Source organism: Chryseobacterium fluminis (assembly GCF_026314945.1).
In the GTDB taxonomy this organism is placed as follows: domain Bacteria; phylum Bacteroidota; class Bacteroidia; order Flavobacteriales; family Weeksellaceae; genus Chryseobacterium; species Chryseobacterium fluminis.
Genome location: NZ_CP111121.1, coordinates 1,314,435 through 1,340,514 on the forward strand (window position 1 = coordinate 1,314,435; position 26,080 = coordinate 1,340,514).

General features: G+C 36.0%; 1 protein-coding gene. It reads right to left on the minus strand.

Features of this window, described 5'->3' with window-relative positions:
• Positions 1-26,058 carry a non-ribosomal peptide synthase/polyketide synthase gene (locus tag ODZ84_RS05955; RefSeq protein ID WP_266176074.1) on the minus strand — a complete coding sequence of 8,686 codons (26,058 nt, stop codon included), beginning with the start codon at positions 26,056-26,058 and terminating at the stop codon, positions 1-3.
• Between the last annotated feature and the right edge of the window lie 22 nt (positions 26,059-26,080).

Consider the following 26,080-nt stretch of genomic DNA (forward strand, 5'->3'; position numbering starts at 1 on the left):
TTATTCGTTCATTAAATTAATTATCTCATCAAGGTCTTCATAGCTAGCGTCCTCCTGAAGGTCTGTTGTTGCAGACTGGTTAAAAAAATGTGATGTTAATTCACTAATATTTGGATATTGAAATAATATTATCGGCTTAATTTCTATCTTGAATTCGTGGGAAATTCTATTTATAAATTTGATAAGTTTTATAGAATTCATTCCCAAATCAAAGAAATTGTCAATTGTGCTTATCTTATCTTTATCCAGTTTCATTTCTAAGCTTAATAGTTCTATCAATTTTTCTTCAATTTCATTTATTGGAGCTACAAAGTCGGATTCCGTTTTTATACTCGATCCATCAGGATTTGGAAGTGCTTTTTTATCCAACTTTCCGTTTCGGGTTAAAGGGAATTTATCTAATTGTACATAATAAGACGGAATCATATAAGATGGGAGCCTCTTCAATAAAAAGCTTCTTATTTCTGACACGTTTTGTTCAGTATCTGAAATTAAGTAGGCAACCAGTTCTTTGTCTTTATCTGAATTTGATATAACTGTAACGACAGCATTACTGATATCTTCTTTTGATTTTAACTGATTCTCGATTTCTTCCAACTCTATCCGGTAGCCATTAATTTTAACCTGATCATCTATTCTGCCCAGGAATTGAATATCTCCATCAGGAAGCCAACGGCCTAAATCGCCTGTCTTATATACTCGTTTTCCTGCCAAAAACGGATTAGAAACAAATTTTTCAGCAGTTAGATCCGGACGGTTTAAATACCCTCTAGCCAAGCCTGAACCGCCAATGCAAATTTCCCCTGTAAGTCCTTCTGCCTGTAGGTTATTGAACTTATCTACAATATAGATCGAGGTATTTGAAATTGGACTGCCTATTGAAATGATTTCGTCCTGGGCTATCACTTCGTAAACGGTACAGCCCACGGTTGTTTCTGTTGGACCATACTCATTAATGATTCTAATCTCCGGATTAATGCTTTTTAATGTCGCAATGTGATCTTTTCTAAGTTCCTCCCCTCCAACTATTGCCAACTCAATTTTATTTGATTTCAACCCTAATCCATCCAAAACACTTATATGTGCAGGTGTTAGCTTTATGCAGGAAATATCACTCTCCAGGTATTTCTGAAGAATATCTACCACATTGCTGTTTGGATCTGTTATTTGTAAACTTCCACCGCTCATAAGTGGCAAAAACAAACTGGTAATTGTTAAATCAAATGATAATGAAGTAAACAGACCAAAGTTTGTATTAATTAAACCCTTAGTTAAATAATAATCTTTACCCCAAATAAGATAATTGGCCATAGCGCTGTGCTCAATCATTACTCCCTTAGGATTTCCTGTGGTACCAGAAGTATATATTATATATGCCAAATCTGTTGCCTGGCTGTTTATTGGACCATTTTCTTTCGAATATTTTTCCTGAACAGCGATAAAATCCTGTAGAAAAGCATGATCTATTATAACCTTACTCTGACTATCTTTTTCGATATACTCAATTCTATCTTTAGGATAAGCCGGATCGACCGGAACATATGCTCCGCCTGATTTCAGCACTCCTAAAACAGCAACAATCATAAGTTCGTTTCGCTCAAGCTTAATACCAACAAGATCATTAGGTTTAATACCAAAGTTTTCTTTTAAATAGCTTCCAAGCTGATTGGCCTGTTCGTTAAGTTTTTTATAAGTCAGATCGGTTTGTTCATAGATAACAGCCACATGATCCGGTGTTTTCAGAACCTGCTCTTCAAATAATTCGATGATCATTTTATCTTGTAGATAATCAACCGCTGTATCATTGAAATCGAGTAACAATTTATTTTTCTCTTCTGATGATAAATAATCAATTTCTTCTAATGGTAGTTCTTCCACTCTACTAAACTGCTCTGCTACATTGGAAAAATGATTACAGATGTTTTCTATCTGATGGGATTCAAAAACAGCTGAATTATAGTTAAAGTCAATTCTTAAGGATGATTCTAAGGGCAGTACTATAATATTGAAATCGTAATTTGACTGCTCAAATGCCTCAATTCCGGTAATCGTTATTTTATCTTCTTCCTCGTCATATAAATCTTTAAGCTCCTCTCCGATACTTTCCTGAATCAGATAATTCTCAAAGACCATTAGATGATTAATAAGACCCATCCCCAAATCGCTCTCAGACTGCACTTCAGACAAATTGAGATAATGATGAGATGTACTTACTAAATTTTCGGAATGTAATTTTTGAAGGAATTTTTTTGCAGTCTCCTCCTTTTTATATTGTACTCTTACCGGAATTGTATTGATAAACAGCCCAACCATTTTCTCTACATCTGATAATTCTCCTGGTCTTCCAGATACTACCGCACCAAAGACGACATCAGTGGTATTGTTGTAACGGGAAAGTAAATATCCCCAGACCCCTTGAGTAAAGGTATTTAATGTGATATCTGATTGCTGGCATAATTTTTTGATAGCCAAAAACAAATCTCCTTCAATAGTAAGGCTTACTATTTTAAATGGGTTTCCACTAACTGCTTTTTTACTATTGATGAAAGGGAGCTGGGTTACAGAATCCATGCCTTGTAAATAGTCCTTCCAATAGCTTAGAGATGCTTCTTTATTAATTGCAGACAGCCATTTAATATAATTGGAGTATTTCGTTGGTTCAGGTAAATTAACAGGTTGATTATTACTCAATGCCATTAAAATACTGTAGAAATCGTTCAGTAAGATACTAATACACCATCCATCCATTAAAATATGATGATGACTCCAGATAAACTCATAATCTCCTTCTCCTAAATCCAGCACCTGTAAACGCATTTGACTGGGTCTTTCAAAATCAAAAATGATTGTTTTATCCAGTTCTTTTATCTCAGTTAGATAACCTTCAATATCTTCAATCCCGGTAATTTTTTTGCTTTTGAATTCGATTTCACCAGATTTGTGCACAACCTGTAAAGGAGTTCCTGCATAGTTATTGGTAAAACTGGTCCGGAGAATGGCATATCTGTTCACTAATTGATCGTAAGCCTGTTCTACAATAGCAATGTCCAGATCTTTTGAATGTAACCTATAAGAAGTCTGCTCAAAATACATATGACTTGATTGATCGATCAACCAGTGATAATATAATCCCTGCTGCAATGGTGAAAGCTCATAAATATCCTCAACGTTATTATCTTTATTAAGCGCTGCTAAGTCTGAATAGCTTAATTCACTATAAGTAAGATCAGAGGGCGTTAAACGGTTTTCTTTAACTTCCGATAATGTTCCGATAAGATTTGCCAGCTCTGTTTCGTAGGCAGCAATGAATTTGGCCATGGTTTCATCACTAAAAACATTTCCTGAATAACGAATCGACATATTGAGCTGATCAGAAACCATCATTCCTGAAACGTCGAGTAAGACTTCACTTGAACTGTTGGCAGTATCTGATGATCCTCCTATGCTTTCTGATGAGAATTCAAACAGGGATTCCCCTTCTTTATTGGTGCCCACATTGCTGCCAAAATCTCCTAAATAGTTAAATTGGATACTTGGAACAAGTTCATTGGCAAAACGTTTGTCGAGGTAGTTCAGAATCCCATACCCCACTCCTTTATTAGGAACCTTGCGCAATGATTCTTTAACACCGATTAATTCATGACCTTTGGATGATGACAGATCCAGCACGAAAGGATACACACTGGTAAACCAGCCCACTGTTCTTCCGATATCAATACCATCGATGATTTCCTCACGGCCATGGCCTTCCATTTTCAGAACACTCTTATCAACCCCAAAAACAGTTTGAATCGCCAGTCCGAGTGCTGTTAGCAAAATGTCATTGATCTCGGTATTATAAACATGATGAACCTGGGTCTGAAGCTTCTCCGTCAAAGATTTATCAAGAGTAAAATAAGAAGATTTATCTATTACAGCATTTTTTTCAATCTCCTGATAATCTCCTGCTAACAAAGCAATATTTTCTTGTGATACTTCATCCCAATACCATCGTTCCGACTGCATCTTTTCGCTTTTGGCATATGCTTTCTGAACCGAAGCCCAACGCTGAAACGAATCTGTTTTCAAAGGCAGATTAATTGGTCCATTTCTTTGGTAGGATTCATACAAATGAGATAAATCCTCAAACAAAATACGCCATGAAACTCCATCAATGACAAGGTGGTGAATAATAAGCGCTAAACGGTCTCCGTCTGACATTCTAAAATGTCCAACATGAAACAAAACGCCTGATCCAATATCAAATCCTGACTGCAGATCATTACCAATGCTGCGCAATGATTCTAATTCAGCCTCTCTGGAATCTGACCGTAAATCATAAAAACTGATCTTATAGTGCTTATCTGAAGTATCTTCATTGTATTGCGTCCATAATCCATTCTTTTCTTTATACACCATACGCAAAGCATCATGATGCCTAACGAGGTCAGCTATGGATTTCTCTAAGACAGACGGATCAATCTCTTCCCGGCTTTTTAACAGCACAGACTGATTGTAGTGGTTTTTATTAACGACCTGCTCACTTTCAAAGAAAATTTGCTGGATTGGGGTTAAGTCAACCATTCCTTTTACTTCATCCTGACTGATAACAGCTGCATCTGCCTGAATAAGTTTTGCCAAATCCTCTACAACAGGATTTTTTAAAATCTGGGCAACTTTTAAGGTATAGCCCTTCTGCTTTATCCTTGAAACGACCTGGATAGATTTGATAGAGTCTCCTCCTAAATTATAAAAATTGTCTTTTATACTGATCTTATCACGTTTTAAAACATCAGACCAGACAGATACCAAAAGCTCTTCCTCCTGGGTTCTCGGGGCAATATAATTTTCCTTGATTAGATCATCTTCTTCAACTTCCGGTAAAGCTTTACGATCTATTTTCCCTATTGATGTCAAAGGAATAGCATCCAGCTGAACATAATAAGAAGGCAACATATAATCCGGCAATAATTTGCTCAAATTACTCTGCAGTTCTTTTTTGTCTATATTATCATCAGATACATAGTAAGCAACCAGAACCTTATCTTCCTCAGTTCCTTTTGTTACGACAACTGCCTGTTTTAAGGCCTTGGAACTCTGAAGCAAAATCGTTTCTATCTCTCCCAACTCTATACGGAAACCACGGATTTTTACCTGATGATCTTTTCTTCCTAAAAATTCTATATTACCATCCGGCAGCCACCTGCCCAAATCTCCGGTGTCATACATTCTGAGACCCTCTTCAAAAGGATTATCCATAAACTTCTCAGAAGTAAGATCTTCACGGTTCAGATAGCCCCGGGCAACGCCGCCTCCTGACACATAAATCTTCCCTGCAACTCCTACAGGTAATAACTTTGAACCCGTATCCTCAAGAATATATACTTTAGAATTCAGAATAGGCTTACCGATGATACTTTCTTTACTGTTATAATTAACATCAATTATCCAGTTCGTTGAATCAATCGTATTTTCTGTGGGCCCATATGCATTATAAAAACGGGCATTCATTTTAGCCTTCTTTAAATGGCGGGTATTTAATACATCACCTCCGGAAACAACATGTTTTAATGTTTTTAAATTATAGAATTTTTCACTGTAATCAGGATTAGACAACAGGTCATTTAATAAGGACGGCGGCATATTCACTTTTGTAATACTATGCTTATCAACCAATTCTATTAAACACTCATGGATATTACCATAAAATTCTTTATGGGCTATTACACTCTTTCCTCCTGTAAGAAGCGGAATTAAATACTCTTCAATAGCTCCGTCAAAACAATAGGATCTATAGAACAAAGTAGCATCTGATTCCGATAATGTAAAGAATGACTGATAATAACTCATTCTGGAAACCAGATTCCGGTTTTCTACCATTACTCCTTTTGGATTACCCGTTGTTCCAGAGGTATAGATAATATACGCTAAGTTACTGGAAGTACTGTTCTTTTTAGGATCAGAGGCAGAATATTGATCTCTTACTGCATAAAATGCAGTAAATTCTGCTTCATCAATGATCGCCTTGCTTCTTGAGTCATTTTCCATATACTGAATTCTTTCTTCAGGATAATTGACATCAATAGGCACATAAGCTCCTCCGGATTTTAATATGGCTAATACAGCAATGGTAACTCTTTCGCTCTTATCTAATTTTATGGCAATCAAATCATCTGGCCGGATGGAATATTTTTCTCTAAGATAGATACCCAGCCTATTGGCTTCCTCGTTGATCTGACGATAGGTAAACTGCTGATCTTCAAAAATAACAGCTATATGATCAGGTGTTTTCCTAACCTGTTCTTCAAATATCTCAATGATTGTTTTCTCACGATCAAAGTCTACTGTTGTATTATTGAAATCATGCAGTAAGACACCTTTTTCTTCAGTTGTTAAGTAATCGATACCTTCTAAGGAGATGTCTTCTTTTGAACTAAACTGTTTAGTGATATTTAAAAAATGGGATAACAAATTCTGTATTAATTCTGAATCAAAAATATTTGAATTGTATTTAAATTCTACTTTTAATTCTTGTACAGAAGGTATTATTGTTACATTAAAATCATAATTTGTCTGCTCAAAAACATTTACTTCTTCAATAATAATTTTTTCTTCTCTTTGACCGTACAATATATCAATCTCATCCTCGATTGCATCTTGTACCAAATAGTTCTCGAAAATCATTAAATTATTAATCAAATCCATTCCTAAAGAACTTTGAGACTGTACCTCAGACAAATTAAGATAATGATGAGCGGAAGCATCTAATGTTTCTAAATGCAGTCTTTTCAGGAATGTTCTTACCGTATCGGCTGTTTCGTATCTTACCCTCACAGGTATGGTATTGATAAATAAACCAACCATTTTTTCTATTCCCGGTAATTCTCCTGGTCTACCGGATACTACTGCTCCAAAAACTACATCCTGTGTATTATTATATCTTGAAAGCAAATATCCCCATACTCCCTGTATAAATGCATTAGATGTTATACGCAGCTCATTACATATTTTTTTAACATCTTCAAATACATCTCCGTCAATATGAACAGTTTGTTTATTAAATGCCTGATCGTTAATTTGTCCTTTTTCCTTTTTAAAAGGAATCTCAGTCATTGATGTTAAACTATCTAAATAATTTTTCCAATATGATAATGATACCTCTTTATTAATTTTTGATAACCAGTCTATATAAGTGGAGTATTTAACGGGTTCCGGCAACTGTATGGTCTGACCATTGGTTATCGCCATTAACATGCTGTAGAAATCATTAATTAAAATACTGATACACCATCCATCCATTAAAATATGGTGACTGCTCCAGATAAATTCATAATTTCCGTCTCCCAACTCTACTACTTTCAAGCGCATTTGAGTTGGCTTATCCAAATCAAATCCTACAGCTTTATCCTTTTCTTTAATAATGTGTAATGCCTCATCGATATTTATTAAATCACGAATAGATTCATAACTGAAACTACCGGAAACGGTTTTGTGTACGATCTGCAAAGGCACACCACTGTAATCATTGGTAAAGCTGGTACGTAAAATGGCATACCTGTTAACCAGCTCATTATAAGCCTGTTCTACGGCATTAATACTTAAATTGCTAAAGTGCAGCTTATAGGAAAGCTGTTCAAAATACATATGACTTGACTGATCTACCAGCCAGTGATAATATAATCCCTGCTGCAATGGTGAAAGCTCATAAATATCCTCAACATTATTATCTTTATTAAGCACTGCTAAGTCTGAATAGCTTAATTCACTATAAGTAAGATCTGATGGTGTTAGACGGTTTTCTTTAACTTCCGATAATGTTCCGATAAGATTGATCAGCTCTGTTTCGTAGGAAGCAATGAATTTGGCAATGGTTTCATCACTAAAAACATTTCCTGAATAATAAACAGACATATTGAGCTGATCAGAAACCATCATTCCTGAAACGTCGAGTAAGACTTTACTTGAACTGTTGGCAGTATCTGATGATCCTCCTATGCTTTCTGATGAGAATTCAAACAGGGATTCTCCTTCTTTATTGATTCCCGCATTGCTGCCAAAATCTCCTAAATAGTTAAACTGAATACCTGGAACAAGTTCATTGGCAAAACGTTTGTCGAGGTAGTTCAGAATACCATAGCCAACTCCTTTATTAGGAACTTTGCGCAATGATTCTTTAACACCGATTAATTCATAACCTTTGGATGATGATAAATCTAACACGAAAGGATACACACTGGTAAACCACCCAACCGTTCTTCCGATATCAATACCATCGATAATTTCCTCACGGCCATGGCCTTCCATTTTCAGAACACTCTTATCAACCCCAAAAACCGTTTGAATCGCCAGTCCGAGTGCTGTTAGCAAAATATCATTGATCTCGGTATTATAAACGTGATGAACCTGGGTCTGAAGTTTCTCCGTCAAAGATTTATCAAGAGTAAAATAAGAAGCCTTATCCATTGGTGAAAGTTGTTCCTTATTCTGATAATCTACAGGTAATACATTTATTGTTTCTTTGGAAACTTCATCCCAATACCATCGTTCCGACTGCATCTTTTCGCTTTTGGCATATGCTTTCTGAACCGAAGCCCACCGCTGGAAAGAATCTGTTTTTAAAGGCAGGCTTACCGGTGTATTGAGTTGATAAGACTGATACAAATGAGATAAATCTTCAAACAAAATACGCCATGAAACCCCATCAATGACAAGGTGGTGAATAATAAGCGCTAAACGGTCTCCGTCTGACATCCTGAAATGTCCAACATGGAACAAAACGCCTGATCCAATATCAAATCCTGACTGCAGATCATTACCAATGCTGCGCAATGATTCTAATTCAGCCTCTCTGGAATCTGACCGTAAATCATAAAAACTGATCTTATAGTGCTTATCTGAAGTATCTTCATTGTATTGCGTCCATAATCCATCTTCTTCCTTATACACCATACGCAAAGCATCATGATGCCTAACGAGGTCAGCTATGGATTTTTCTAAAACAGACGGATCAATCTCTTTCTGGCTCCTTAATAGCACAGACTGATTGTAGTGGTTTTTATTAATGATCTGTTCACTTTCAAAGAAAAATTGCTGGATTGGAGTTAAGTCAACCATTCCTTTTACTTCATCCTGACTGATAACCACTGCGTCTGCCTCGATCAGTTTTGCCAAATCCTCTACAACAGGATTTTTTAAAATCTGGGCAACTTTTAAGGTATAGCCCTTCTGCTTTATCCTGGAAACGACCTGGATAGATTTGATAGAGTCTCCTCCTAAATTATAAAAATTGTCTTTTACACTAATCTGATCCCGTTTTAAAACTTCAGACCAGACAGACACCAAAAGCTCTTCCTCCTGGGTTTTTGGGGCAATATAATTTTCCTTGATTAAATCATCCTCTTCAACTTCCGGTAAAGCTTTACGATCTATTTTTCCATTAGATGTTAAAGAGATAACATCAAGTTGTACATAATAACTCGGGACCATATACTCCGGAAGAACTTCACTTAACCTTGATTTCAGATCTTTTTTATCTATTTTATCATCAGACAGATAATAAGCAACCAGGACCTTATCTTCATCGGTTCCTTTTGTTACTACAACTGCCTGTTTCAAGGCCTTGGAACTCTGAAGTAAAATTGTTTCTATCTCTCCCAACTCTATACGGAAACCACGGATCTTAACCTGATCGTCTTTCCTTCCCAAATATTCTATATTACCATCAGGTAGCCACCTGCCCAAATCTCCCGTGTCATACATTCTGAGACCCTCTTCAAAAGGATTATCCATAAACTTCTCAGAGGTAAGGTCATCACGGTTCAGATAGCCCCGGGCAACGCCATCCCCGGAAACATAAATCTTCCCTGTAACTCCTACAGGTACAAGATGTAATTCCTCATCTAAAATGTAAGCGGTACTGTTTGAAATAGGTTTACCTAAAGGAATGGATGTATAATCTGAATGACTGATAGGATAAGTCAAAGAAAAAGTGGTGTTTTCTGTGGGCCCGTACCCGTTTGTAATTTTTATATCCGGAAAAGAATTATATAATCTTTTTACATGGTGCGGAGAAACAACATCACCACCGACTATGATCTTTTTTACATTCCTGAATACTTCTATATCGCTGTCTACTACAAAACTAAACCATGACGCTGTCATCCAAAAGCTGTCAACTTCATTGATTCTAATGACTTCTTTCAGCTTATCAATCTGTAACAGATTATCCTGGGTGGCAAGAACTAATTTAGCCCCGTTCAATAGGGTTCCAAAATATTCTAAAATAGTAGCATCAAATGATATGGCTCCCGTACTTAAAAGGATATTTTCTGTATTTAAAGTAAAATAAGAACCGGGTTTAACGAGTCTTACCACACTTTTATGTTCTACCATAACCCCTTTAGGATTACCGGTTGTTCCGGAGGTATACATTACGTAAGCCAGATCTGTTGAAGTGTTTATGCTCAAAAGATTCTCATCACTATATTCTGTACTTTGAATACTGAATTTTGAAAATTCCTCTTCATCAATAACCACTTTACTCCGGGTATCATTTTTAATAAAATCAATTCTATCCTGCGGATAATTCGGATCAATAGGAACGTAAGCGCCACCTGATTTTAAAATACCCAGAATGGCAACAATCAGTTTTTCGCTTCTCTCTAATTGTATTCCAACCAGATCATCAGAAGCAATACTATAATTAGATCTTAAATAGGCAGCCAATTGGTTAGAACGCTCATTTAATGCTCTATAAGTAAGCGATCTTTCTTCAAAAACAACAGCGATATGATCGGGTGTGTTCTCAGCCTGCTCCTCAAACAATTCTGTTATTGTTTTATCGCTCGGATAGGCAACTGCTGTATCGTTGAAACCATATAGTAAAAGATCTCTTTCTTCAGCTGTTACGTAATCTACGCGCTCTAACAACGACTCTTCAATTGTACTAAACTGAGCTACTATATTTGCGAAATGATTGGCAAGACGCTCAATCTGCCCAGATTCAAAAACTGAAGAATTATATTTAAACTCAATAGTCAACGACGATGCAGAAGGTACAACTATCACATTAAAATCATAATTTGTCTGTTCAAAGACTTCAACACCTTCAATCGTAATCCTTTGTTCTTTTTGTCCATACAATTCCTCAATCTCATCTTCGATTGCATCCTGTACCAAATAGTTCTCAAAGATTATCAAATTATTAATCAAGTCCATTCCCAAAGAACTTTGAGACTGTACTTCAGACAAATTAAGATAATGATGTGGAGTACTTTCTAAGTTTTCTGAATGTAATTTCTTCAGGAACGTAATAACTGTATCTGTGTTCTCGTATTGTATTCTTACCGGTATCGTATTAATAAATAATCCTACCATATTCTGTACTCCCGGCAATTCTCCCGGTCTGCCCGATACTACTGCCCCAACAACAACATCCTGTGTATTGTTATATTTGGAAAGTAAATACCCCCAGACTCCTTGTATAAAGGTATTTGAGGTTATACCCAGGTTCCCGCATAAGTTTTTAACGGATGTGAAGGAATCTCCATCTATACTCAAGGTTTTCTTCTGGAAAATAGTACCTGAGGTTAACAATGGCTTAGCCCCTAAAGGAAGCACCGTCTTTGACGTTATCCCATCTAAATAATTCTTCCAATATGATAATGATGCGTGTTTATTAATTTTTGATAACCAGTCTATATAAGTGGAGTATTTAACGGGTTCCGGCAACTGTATGGTCTGACCATTGGTTATCGCCATTAACATGCTGTAGAAATCATTAATTAAAATACTAATACACCATCCATCCATTAAAATATGGTGGCTGCTCCAGATAAATTCATAATTTCCGTCTCCCAACTCTACTACTGTCAAGCGCATTTGAGTTGGCTTATCCAAATCAAATCCTACAGCTTTATCCTTTTCTTTAATAATGTGTAATGCCTCATCGATATCTGTTAAATCACGAATAGATTCATAACTGAAACTACCGGAAACGGTTTGGTGTACGATCTGCAAAGGCACACCACTGTAATCATTGGTAAAGCTGGTACGTAAAATGGCATATCTGTTAACCAGCTCATTATAAGCCTGTTCTACGGCATTAATACTTAAATTGCTAAAGTGCAGCTTATAGGAAAGCTGTTCAAAATACATATGACTTGACTGATCTACCAGCCAGTGATAATACAATCCCTGCTGCAATGGTGAAAGCTCATAAATATCCTCAACATTATTATCTTTATTAAGCACTGCTAAGTCTGAATAACTTAATTCGCTATAAGTAAGATCTGATGGTGTTAGACGGTTTTCTTTAACTTCCGATAATGTTCCGATAAGATTTGACAACTCCGCTTCGTAGGCAGCAATGAGTCTGGCTATGGTATCGTCTTTAAAAGCCTGTTCTGAATAACGAATCGACATATTTAACTGATCAGAAACCATCATTCCTGAAACGTCAAGTAAGATTTCACTTGAATTATTGGCAGTATCTGATGTTGCCCCAATGTTTTCTGATGAGAATTCAAACAGGGATTCTCCTTCTTTATTGATTCCCGCATTGCTGCCAAAATCTCCTAAATAGTTAAACTGAATACCTGGAACAAGTTCATTGGCAAAGCGTTTGTCGAGGTAGTTCAGAATCCCATACCCCACTCCTTTATTAGGAACCTTGCGCAATGATTCTTTAACACCGATTAATTCATGACCTTTGGACGATGACAGATCCAGCACGAAAGGATACACACTGGTAAACCACCCAACCGTTCTTCCGATATCAATACCATCGATAATTTCCTCACGGCCATGCCCTTCCATTTTCAAAACACTCTTATCAACCCCAAAAACAGTTTGAATCGCCAGTCCGAGTGCTGTTAATAAGACATCATTGATCTCGGTATTATAAACATGATGAACCTGGGTCTGAAGTTTCTCCGTCAAAGATTTATCAAGAGTAAAATAAGAAGCCTTATCCCTTAATGAAATTTCTCTGCCACCATCGTAATCCATTGGCAATAACCCTATGGGTTCTTTGGAAACTTCATCCCAATACCATCGTTCCGACCGCATCTTTTCGCTTTTGGCATATGCTTTCTGAACCGAAGCCCAACGCTGAAACGAATCTGTTTTCAAAGGCAGATTAATTGGTACATTTCTTTGGTAGGACTCATACAAATGAGATAAATCCTCAAACAAAATACGCCATGAAACTCCATCAATGACAAGGTGGTGAATCATAAGCGCTAAACGGTCTCCGTCTGACATCCTGAAATGTCCAACATGAAACAAAACGCCTGATCCAATATCAAATCCTGACTGCAGATCATTACCAATGCTGCGCAATGATTCTAATTCAGCCTCTCTGGAATCTGACCGTAAATCATAAAAACTAATTTTATAATGTGCTTCTGAATTATCTTCATTGTATTGCGTCCATAATCCATCTTCTTCCTTATACACCATACGCAAAGCATCATGATGCCTAACGAGGTCAGCTATGGATTTCTCTAAAACAGACGGATCAATCTCTTTCTGGCTCCTTAATAGCACAGACTGATTGTAGTAATTTTTATTAGGGATTTGCTCACTTTCAAAGAAAAATTGCTGGATCGGAGTCAATACAACACTACCTTCTACTTCTGACTGATCAATCTCGACGGTATCCAATTCTAATAACTGGGCAAGATCTTCTATGACAGGATTACGTAATAACTGTACTATTTTTAGCGTATATCCGTGCTGTTTCAAACCTGAAACAATCTGAATAGACTTAATAGAGTCTCCGCCTAAATTATAAAAATTATCTTTTACACTGATCCGGTCTTGTTTAAGGACTTTAGACCACACGTCTACCAACAGCTCTTCTTCTTTGGTTCTTGGAGCAAGATATTCTTCTTTAATCATATCTGCTTCACCAACTTCAGGTAAACGCTTACGATCCACCTTACCATTCTGTGTCAAAGGTATACTCTCCAATTCCACATAATAACCCGGAACCATATAGTCCGGAAGTGCTTCACTTAGCCTTGACTTTAAATCTTTTTTATCGACCTTATCATCAGATACATAGTACGCAACAAGATATTTATCGGAAGATTCTCCTTTTACAACAACAACGGCCTGTTTTAATTCCTGAATGTTATCTAGTAAACAACTTTCTATCTCTCCCAGCTCTATTCTATATCCTCTGATTTTAACCTGGTCATCTATCCTTCCTAAATACTCCAATTCACCTGAAGGCAAAAATCGCACTAAATCTCCTGTTCTGTACATCCTTTCATTTTCATCAAAAGGACACGGAATAAATCTTTCAGCATTTATTTCCGGACGATTCAAGTACCCTCTGGCAACTCCTTGCCCGGATACATATAATTCTCCGGATCTGCCGTAAGGCAATAATGCCTGCTGCTTATCGAGTATATAACAATTCGCGAAAGCTAATGGCTGACCAATATTGCTGACAGGAGAAGATAAGCTTTCATCAGTTAACAATTTGTAAGTAACGTGTACGGTAGTTTCAGTAATTCCATACATGTTAATCAGCTTAACCTCCGGGTTGCTCTCTTTCCATAGTTTTAATTTAGCGGGATTCAGGGCCTCACCACCAAAAACTACATAACGCAGAGAAGGTACTTTATAATCGAATGCAATAAAATTATAAAATGCAGAAGGCGTCTGACTAAATACGGTTACATTATGGTGTGCCATTAATGTAGCGGCCAGTTCCTGATTACGAACTTCTTCGTTACTTAGAATCAAAATATTACCACCTGTTAGCAGTGCTCCAAAAATCTCCCAAACAGAGAAGTCGAAGCAATAAGAATGAAAAAATGACCACGTATCTTTTTCGGAGAATTCAAACTCCAAAAAGCATGAATTTAATAAACTTATTACATTACCATGCTCTATCATTACACCTTTTGGCTTTCCGGTAGTACCGGAAGTATAAATGATGTACGCTAAGTCTGTTGGTTTAATTACGCTCTCCGGATTAGAACGGTTATATTTCTGCTTTTGATTCATAAATAACGCCAGCTCAATATCATCCATGATGATTTTGCTTTGCGTATCGTCGATCATAAAATCTATTCGGTCCTGTGGATAGTTAGGATCCATCGGTACATAAGCTGCTCCGGATTTTAGTATTCCTAAAATAACAACAATCATGTTTTCATTTCTATCCAACTTAACGGCGACTAAATCACCGGACCCGATACCATAAGCAGACCTTAAATATCCTGCCAACTGATTAGAACGTTCATTGAGTTCTCTATAAGTAAGTGATCTTTCTTCAAAAACAACAGCAATACCATCCGGCGTTTTCTCAACCTGATTCTCAAACAATTCTATTATCGTCTTATCATTCTGATGAGCAACTGCTTTATCTTTAAACTCATGCAATAGAATCCTTTTTTCTTCAGTGGTCAGGTAATCGATACTTTCTAATGATGTTGAAGGGCTGGCAATGGAACTATTGATTATATTTTCAAAATGATCAAAGATTCTATCTATTAAAAGGCTGTCATAAATATCAGTATTGTATCGGATTGAAAGAAATAATCCTGTTTCTTTTTCAACAAAATTGAAACTTAGATCAAACTGCGCTGTTTTGTTTTCAAAGGGATAGTTTTCAACCTGTAAGCCGGTTAATTCTTCTTCACTAGCTATTGTCTTTAGCTGACCCTGATTTTGTAAAACGACCAAAACATCAAATAAGGCAGAGCGGCTTGCATCACGTGTCAGGTTCAGTTTTCCCACCAGATCATCAAAAGGATAACTCTGATGTTCATACGCTCCCAACAAAGCTTCTTTTTCTTTATCTAACACAGTCAAGAAATTATCATTATCATTAACTGTAGACCTAACGGCTAACGTATTTAGATATAAACCAATCTGATTCTCCAGATCCGGGTGATCTCGTCCGGCTACCGGCGTTCCAATGATCATATCATTCTGCCCGCTATATTTATGCAATAAAACCTTTATTCCGGCCAATAAAGTCATGAATAAAGTTGCATTATTGTCTTTTGAAAACTGGTTAATGGTATCTCCAAATCCCTTTGAGAACATCTTATTTACAGAAGCCCCATTAAACGTCTTCGTTAAAGGACGTGCCTTAAAGCTTGGCAATTCTAACACAGGTAATTCTCCTTGAAACTGTTTTAACCAGTATTTCTCTGATGATTGGTATTTTTCTTTTTGAATAACATCATTGATCCACACCGAATAATCCTTGTATTGAATTTTTTGTACCGGTAAATTTATTATCTTACCCTCTATTAGTGAATTATAAATAGTGACAACTTCTTTTGTCATTAACTCCATAGACCACCCATCACCAATAATGTGGTGCATTGAGATAAAAAATACGAAATCTTTTTCCTGGCTTTTTAGTATAGAAGCACGAACGAGAGGTGCCTGTTCTAAATCAAATGCAATCGAGTTCTCCGATTTTAAATAATCCAGGATATCATTTTCTTTGTCTTCATTCAGACTAAAATCTAAATATTTAACACTGAAATCTAGGGCATCAACCTCTGTAATGAACTGATGAATGTCTTTGTCTTCTGTGAATTTGAACGACGTCCTTAAAATCTCATGACGGCTGAGCAAAATTGTAAAAGATTCTTGAAATTTCTGAAGATTTAAATCTCCCCTGAGCCTGATAGCAAAAGGCATATTGTAAGCCAGAGATCCTCCTTCAAGCTGACTTAAAATCCAGAATCTTCTCTGTGAAGATGTTAAGGGATAAGACTGTGAAATGGGCGCTAATGGTATTGATAAATAACCGGAATCGAACATTTTCTTACTTAAGCCCCCGATGGTTGGTTCCGAAAAGAAATCTTTATAACTTACAGAACTTCCCAACTGCTTCTGAATTCTATTAATCACTTGAGAAACGATTAAACTATGGCCTCCAAGTTCAAAGAAATTATCGGTGGTACCTACTTTTTCAAGCTTTAAAACTTCTTCCCATATCGCAGCCAATTCTTTTTCAACGCCCGTTACCGGCTCAACAAATTCTTTTCGGATCATATCCTCTGAGGATATTGCAGGAAGGGCATTACGATCTATTTTCCCTATTGATGTCAAAGGAATAGCATCCAGCTGAACATAATAAGAAGGCAACATATAATCCGGCAATAATTTGCTCAAATTACTCTGCAGTTCTTTTTTGTCTATATTATCATCAGATACATAATAAGCAACCAGAACCTTATCTTCCTCAGTTCCTTTTGTTACGACAACTGCCTGTTTTAAGGCCTTGGAACTCTGAAGCAAAATCGTTTCTATCTCTCCCAACTCTATACGGAAACCACGGATTTTTACCTGATGATCTTTTCTTCCTAAAAATTCTATATTACCATCCGGCAGCCACCTGCCCAAATCTCCGGTGTCATACATTCTGAGACCCTCTTCAAAAGGATTATCCATAAACTTCTCAGAAGTAAGATCTTCACGGTTCAGATAGCCCCGGGCAACGCCGCCTCCTGACACATAAATCTTTCCTGCCACTCCTACAGGTAATAATTGTGCACCCTTATCATCAAGAATATATACCTTAGAATTCAGAATAGGCTTACCGATGATACTTTTTTTACTGTTGTAATTAACATCAACGATCCAGTTCGTTGAATCAATCGTATTTTCTGTGGGCCCATATGCATTATAAAAACGGGCATTCATTTTAGCCTTCTTTAAATGGCGGGTATTTAATACATCACCTCCGGAAACAACATGTTTTAATGTTTTTAAATTATAGAATTTTTCACTGTAATCAGGATTAGACAACAGGTCATTTAATAAGGACGGCGGCATATTTACTTTTGTAATACTATGCTTATCAACCAATTCTATTAAACACTCATGGATACTTTCATAAAACTCCTTATGGGCTATTACGCTCTTTCCTCCTGTAAGAAGCGGAATTAAATACTCTTCAATAGCTCCGTCAAAACAATAGGATCTATAGAACAAAGTAGCATCTGATTCCGATAATGTAAAGAATGACTGATAATAACTCATCCTGGAAACCAGATTCCGGTTTTCTACCATTACTCCTTTTGGATTACCCGTTGTTCCAGAGGTATAGATGATATACGCTAAGTTACTGGAAGTATTGTTCTTTTTAGGATCAGAGGCAGAATATTGATCTCTTACTGCATAAAATGCAGTAAATTCTGCTTCATCAATGATCGCCTTGCTTCTTGAGTCACTTTCCATATACTGAATTCTTTCTTCAGGATAATTGACATCAATGGGCACATAAGCTCCTCCGGACTTTAATATAGCTAACACAGCAATGATAACTCTTTCGCTCTTGTCTAATTTTATGGCGATCAGATCATCTGGCCGGATGGAATATTTTCCTCTAAGATAGATACCCAGCCTATTGGCTTCCTCGTTGATCTGACGATAGGTAAACTGCTGATCTTCAAAAATAACAGCTATATGGTCAGGTGTTTTCCTAACCTGTTCTTCAAATATCTCAATGATTGTTTTCTCACGATCAAAGTCTACTGTTGTATCATTGAAATCATGCAGTAAAATACCTTTTTCTTCGGTCGTTAAGTAATCGATACCTTCTAATGATATTGAAGGGCCAGCAATGGAACTATTGATTATATTTTCAAAATGATCAAAGATTCTATCTATTAAAAGGCTGTCATAAATATCAGTATTGTATCGGATTGTAAGAAATAAGCCAGCCTCTCTCTCAACAAAAATAAAACTTAGATCAAATTGAGTTGTATTGTCTTCAAAAACATAGTTTTCAACCTTTAACCCTTTTAATTCTTCTTCACTAGCTATTGTCTTTAGCTGACCCTGATTTTGTAAAACGACCAAAACATCAAATAAGGCAGAGCGGCTTGCATCACGTGTCAGGTTCAGTTTCCCCACCAGATCATCAAAAGGATAGCTCTGATGTTCATACGCTCCCAATAAAGCTTCTTTTTCTTTATCTAACACAGTCAAGAAATTATCATTGTCATTAACTGTAGACCTAACGGCTAACGTATTTAGATATAAACCAATCTGATTCTCCAGATCCGGGTGATCTCGTCCGGCTACCGGCGTTCCAATGATCATATCATTCTGTCCGCTATATTTATGCAATAAAACCTTTATTCCGGCCAATAAAGTCATGAATAAAGTTGCATTATTATCTTTTGAAAACTGGTTAATGGTATCACCAAATCCCTTTGAGAACATCTTATTTACAGAAGCCCCATTAAACGTCTTCGTTAAAGGACGTGCCTTAAAGCTTGGCAATTTTAGTACCGGCAATTCTCCTTGAAACTGCTCTAACCAGTATTTCTCCGATGATTGGTATTTTTCTTTTTGAATAACATCATTGATCCATACCGAATAATCCTTGTATTGAATTTTTTGTACAGGCAGATCTATTGTTTTATCTTCTATTAATGAGTTATAAATGGCTACCATTTCTTTTGTCATTAACTCCATAGACCACCCATCACCAATAATGTGGTGCATTGAGATAAAAAATACAAAATCTTTTTCCTGGCTTTTTAGTATAGAAGCACGAACGAGAGGCGCCTGTTCTAAATCAAATGCAATCGAGTTCTCCGATTTTAAATAATCCAGGATATCATTTTCTTTGTCTTCATTCAGACTAAAATCCGAATATTTAACACTGAAATTTAGGGCATCAACCTCTGTAATGAACTGATGAATGTCTTTGTCTTCTGTGAACTTGAACGATGTTCTTAAAATCTCATGACGGCTGAGTAAAATTGTAAAAGATTCTTGAAATTTCTGAAGATTTAAATCTCCCCTGAGCCTGATAGCAAAAGGCATATTGTAAGCCAGAGATCCTCCTTCAAGCTGACTTAAAATCCAGAATCTTCTCTGTGAAGATGTTAAGGGATAAGACTGTGAAATGGGCGCTAATGGTATTGATAAATAATCGGAATCGAACATTTTCTTACTTAAGCCCCCGATGGTTGGTTCCGAAAAGAAATCCTTATAGCTTACAGAACTTCCCAACTGCTTCTGAATTCTATTAATCACTTGAGAAACGATTAAACTATGGCCTCCAAGTTCAAAGAAATTATCGGTGGTACCTACTTTTTCAAGCTTTAAAACTTCTTCCCATATCGCAGCTAATTCTTTTTCAACGCCCGTTACCGGCTCAACAAATTCTTTTCGGATCATATCCTCTGAAGATATTGCAGGAAGGGATTTTATATCTGCTTTCCCATTCGTAGTTAATGGAATATTTTCTAATTCAACATAATAATTCGGAACCATATATTCCGGAAGCACTTTGCTTAACCTTGACTTCAAATCTTTTTTATCAACCTTATCAGTACAAACATAGTAAGCGACAAGGTATTTATCCGAAGATTCCCCTTGTACTACAACTACAGCTTGTTTTAGTGCCGTAGAACTTTCCAGTAAATGACTTGCGACCTCTCCCAGCTCTATACGGAAACCACGGATCTTAACCTGATCGTCTTTCCTTCCCAAATATTCTATATTACCATCCGGAAGCCACCTGCCCAAATCTCCGGTATCATACATTCTGAGACCCTCTTCAAAAGGATTATCCATAAACTTCTCAGAGGTAAGGTCATCACGGTTCAGATAGCCCCGGGCAACGCCATCCCCGGAAACATAAATCTTCCCTGTAACTCCTACAGGTACAAGATGTAATTCTTCATCTAAAATATAAGCGGTACTGTTTGAAATAGGTTTACCTAAAGGAATGGTTGTATAATCTGAATGACTGATAGGATAAGTCAAAGAAAAAGTGGTGTTTTCTGTGGGCCCGTACCCGTTTGTAATTTCTATATCCGGAAAAGAATTATATAATCTTTTTACATGGTGCGGAGAAACAACATCACCACCGACTATGATCTTTTTTACATTCCTGAATACTTCTATATCGCTGTCTACTACAAAACTAAACCATGACGCTGTCATCCAAAAGCTGTCAACTTCATTGATTCTAATGACTTCTTTCAGCTTATCAATCTGTAACAGATTATCCTGGGTGGCAAGAACTAATTTAGCCCCGTTCAATAGGGTTCCAAAATATTCTAAAATAGTAGCGTCAAATGATATGGCTCCCGTACTTAAAAGGATATTTTCTGTATTTAAAGTAAAATAAGAACCGGGTTTAACGAGTCTTACCACACTTTTATGTTCTACCATAACCCCTTTAGGATTACCGGTTGTTCCGGAGGTATACATTACGTAAGCCAGATCTGTTGAAGTGTTTATGCTCAAAAGATTCTCATCACTATATTCTGTACTTTGAATACTGAATTTTGAAAATTCCTCTTCATCAATAACCACTTTACTCCGGGTATCATTTTTAATAAAATCAATTCTATCCTGCGGATAATTCGGATCAATAGGAACGTAAGCGCCACCTGATTTTAAAATACCCAGAATGGCAACAATCAGTTTTTCGCTTCTCTCTAATTGTATTCCAACCAGATCATCAGAAGCAATACTATAATTAGATCTTAAATAGGCAGCCAATTGGTTAGAACGCTCATTTAACGCTCTATAAGTAAGCGATCTTTCTTCAAAAACAACAGCGATATGATCGGGTGTGTTCTCAACCTGCTCCTCAAACAATTCTGTTATTGTTTTATCGCTCGGATAGGCAACTGCTGTATCGTTAAAACCTAACAATCTTTCAACCTGATTATCAGAAATATACTCTATGTTGCCAATACTTACTTCTGATGTATTGATTAATGCTGTCAGTAATAACTTAAAATTAATTATTAAATCTTTTATTGTATCAGCATCATAGATATCCGTATTATAGTTGATTTGAAGCATTAAATCTTCATCCACTTCTTTACAAATTATTTCTAGATCAAATTTTGATAATACTTCTGTACATTCCTCAATAATTTCACTTTCATATTGTGGTGCTGATTCTTCAGATTGCTCTCCTGCATTCTGTAATATCAGCATGATATCAAATACCGGATTTCGACTGGTATTTTTTGCGATATTCAGATCCTCAACCAATCTGTCAAAAGGATATATCTGATTTTCCAGATCCTTTAAAGTATTTTCCTTAATCCTGCTGTATAGCGTCCGGAAACTTTCTTCCGGATCGACTTCATTTCTTAAGGCAAGAGTATTAACAAAAAACCCGATCTGATTTTCTAGATCAATATGATCTCTTCCTGCAACCGGACTTCCTACCAGAATGTCTTTTTCAAGTGTATATTTGTATAATAAAACATTCCAGATTCCTAATAAGCTTATAAACAGAGTACCATCTTGTTCTCTGGTAAATTGGCGCAAATTACTTACCTGCTCCTTTGTAAGAAACGTTTTTAGCGTTTTACCGGTATAGGTTTTGATATTTGGTCTTCGCTTTTGTGATGGTAATTCTATTGTTGGTAAATCTCCAGACAGTTTATTCAGCCAATACTGTTTTGCTTTCAGAAAAGGTTCTTCGTTAAATTGCTGCAATTGCCAAGCTGCATAATCTTTATATTGAATTCTTAATTCCGGTAATGAGATTTCAGTACCGTGCGTAAAGAATTCATAATACGCTACAATATCTCTTTTAACAATACTCATAGACCATCCATCACTGATAATATGGTGCATGTTATAATAAAAGATATACTTGTCTGACGCCATTTTGATAATACTGGTTCTCAATAGAGGACCATTTTCTAAATCGAAAGCTCTGCTTCTGTCTTCTTTAATATAATTCGACAGTAAATCCTTTACATTTTCGGTTTTACTAAAATCTTCCTGGTTAATATTAAAATTGAGATCCTTTAGAGATAAGATTCTCTGATTAATCGAACCATTTTTATCTGAACAAAAGACAGTTCGCAAAATTTCATGTCTTTCTACTGTAGCATATATCGCTTTTTTAAAACTTTCTAAGTCTGTAATAGAATCAAGCTCCATTACAGATGACATATGATAAGCTAAAGATGCACCATCAAACTGGCTCAATAGCCATAATCTTCTTTGGGCATCAGAAACAGGATACATATCATTTTCAGCAACTTTTACTATTTCGTTAAAGTTATCTTTTAATGAGGATTCTATTAATAAGGCTTGCTGCTCCAATACCGGGTTAGCAAATATTTGTTTTAACTCTAAACGTACGTTAAATTCTTTATGAATTGCACTGATAAGACGTGTAGCTTTTAAACTATGTCCTCCTATTTCGAAAAAGTTATTTTTGATTCCAAATTCCTTAGTATTCAGTAGTCTTTTCCAAATTTCGAATAAATCAATTTCAATTGGGTTAGAAGGCGCTACTATATCCTGTCCGTTATTTGTCAAATTATCTAATGGTGACGGCAATTTGGTTTTGTCCAATTTGCCGTTGCTATTAATAGGCAGCTCATCCATTTGAATGATAAACGCCGGAATCATATATTCAGGAAGTTTAGCAGACAAATGCAGCTTTAAATCGTTTATGGTGGAATCGTCCTTAAAAGCAACATAAGCCGCAATACTTTTATCTCCATCTGGCATTAAAACCAAATTGATTGCACTTTGTGTAACGCTTTGAAAGGAATCTATCTGTTTTTTAATTTCATCTAATTCTATCCTGTAACCGCGTACCTTAACCTGATCATCTATTCTTCCCAGATATTCTAATTCTCCTGAAGGCAGAAATCGAGCTAAATCTCCTGTTCTGTACATCTTTTCATTTTCATCAAAAGGACACGGAATAAATCTCTCTGCATTTATTTCCGGACGGTTCAAATATCCTCTGGCAACTCCCTGTCCGGATACATATAATTCTCCAGGTCTGCCGTAAGGCAATAATGCCTGCTGCTGATCTAATACATAACAATTCGCAAAAGCTAGTGGTTTACCAATATTACTCACAGCAGATGATAAGCTCTCATCGCTTAATAACTTGTAGGTAACATGTACAGTTGTTTCTGTAATTCCGTACATATTAATAAGTTTAACCTCCGGATTATTTTCTCTCCATAGTTTTAGTTTAGCCGGATTTAATGCTTCACCTCCAAAAACAACATAACGTAAAGAAGGTACTTTATAATCTAAAGCAATAAAATTATAAAATGCGGATGGTGTCTGGCTAAATACAGTTACCTTATGCTCTGCCATTAAATTAGCCGCCAGTTCCTGGTTACGCACTTCCTCGTTACTTAAAACCAAAACATTACCACCCGTTAACAAAGCTCCAAAAATCTCCCAAATAGAAAAATCAAAACAATAAGAATGAAAAAAGGACCATGTATCTTTTTCAGAAAATTCGAACTCTGAAAAGCATGAATTTAGTAAGCTTATAACATTTCCATGCTCTATCATTACTCCTTTTGGCTTTCCGGTAGTACCGGAAGTATAAATGATGTACGCCAAATTATCTCCAGTAATCGTAACTTCAGGTAATGACTGTGAAAAATTTTCCTTTGATTTTGAAAAAGAATTTAAAAGCCCGGCATCAATAACCAGCTTAGAATCTGCATCTTCTATCATAAAAGATTTACGATCTTCCGGGTAGCCTGGATCTACAGGCACGTAAGCTGCACCCGTCTTAAGAACGCCTAATATCGATACTATTAAAGCATCATTCTTAGGTAACATAATGGCTACTTTATCTTCTGTTTTAATATCATAAACATCAATCAGATAATTCGCAAACTGATTCGATTTCTTATCTAAATCTTCATATTTTAATTTTCCGGACGACCAGGTAACTCCAGGTCTTTTTTTATGCTTTTTTACCTGTTCTTCAAATAATTCTACTATTGAAACAGAGGGATCGTTCTCAAACTTTTGATTTTTGCAGAGTTTGTTATATTCTTCTGCAGAAACTAATGAAATATCTTTTAAATAAGAAGTTTCATCTTCTATCAAGGCTTCCAGAATTCTTTTTACTAAATCTAAAAGTGAATGAACAGTATGCTGATTAAAATATAAATCGTTATAAGTTAAAGCTAAATCAAATTTATCAGCTTCTTCACTTACCAATAAATTAAAATCATATTTACCCCATCCCTGATTACTAATTGCAGAATCTTCTACTCCTTTTGTCTCTTCTATCTTTGATTCATAGACATATAATATATCAAACAAAGCCGTTCTGCTCATATCCTTTTTAGGGTTGAGTTCCAACACAAGTTTATCAAAAGGCATTGCTTTAAAATTTTCAGCCTCATGCCATTCCTGATCTACCACCGTACATAATTCCAGCAGGTTTTTTTGCTGATCTAAAAACGAACGTAGAACAACAAGATTTTCTATAGGGCCTACTACATTTTGTAATTCTTCACCACGCAGATCCATCCAGGTACCCATAACAATATCTGATAATCCTGTAAGGCGGGCAAAAGCCATTTTATAAGCAGCCAGAAACAGACTTTTGGCACTCATATTTTTTGTTAAGCAAAATGATCTTATCTTATCTGCAGCAATCGATGTATTAACTTTATTAGCTTTATAAATATGAACCTGCTCACGCTCATTATCTGTAGAAAAATATAAAACCTGAAGATCTTTTAATTTTGATCTCCAATGAAATAATAATGGCTCTAAATCTTCATCCGTTAATGTATTCTGCCAATTTGAGAAATTATGAAACTGAATCGCTTTTTCATCAGTTGATTCTAAATCATTCATTAATGCCAAAAATTGATTTTCAATCAGTTTAATACTTGGTCTGTCGATGATGGCATGATGAATAATAAAATATATAAGTGTATGGTCCTGTTTATTTTCATAATAACATTTAATCAAATAATCCGTATCAAAATCAAATGGAATCTGGCGTAATTCTTCTGCGTTCTCAACAAGATTTTCCTTTTGCACCAATAAAGCATCGATATTTAAAAGGCCTGGTTCAGAAATTTCCTGAAAAATATCTCCTCCATCTTTACACAATCTTGTTCTCAGAACACTATTATTTTCCAATAATTTTAGAAAAGCATTTTTCAAAAGATTACGGTCTAATTTTTTATCAATTTTTAAAAAGAAAGGGATATTATGATAAATAGGACCTCCGACATATAAATCATTCTTTTCAAAATAATCTATAAACCATAGTCTTTGCTGATGATATGAATTAAGTACTCTCATTAATTTGTTTTTTTTAAATAAA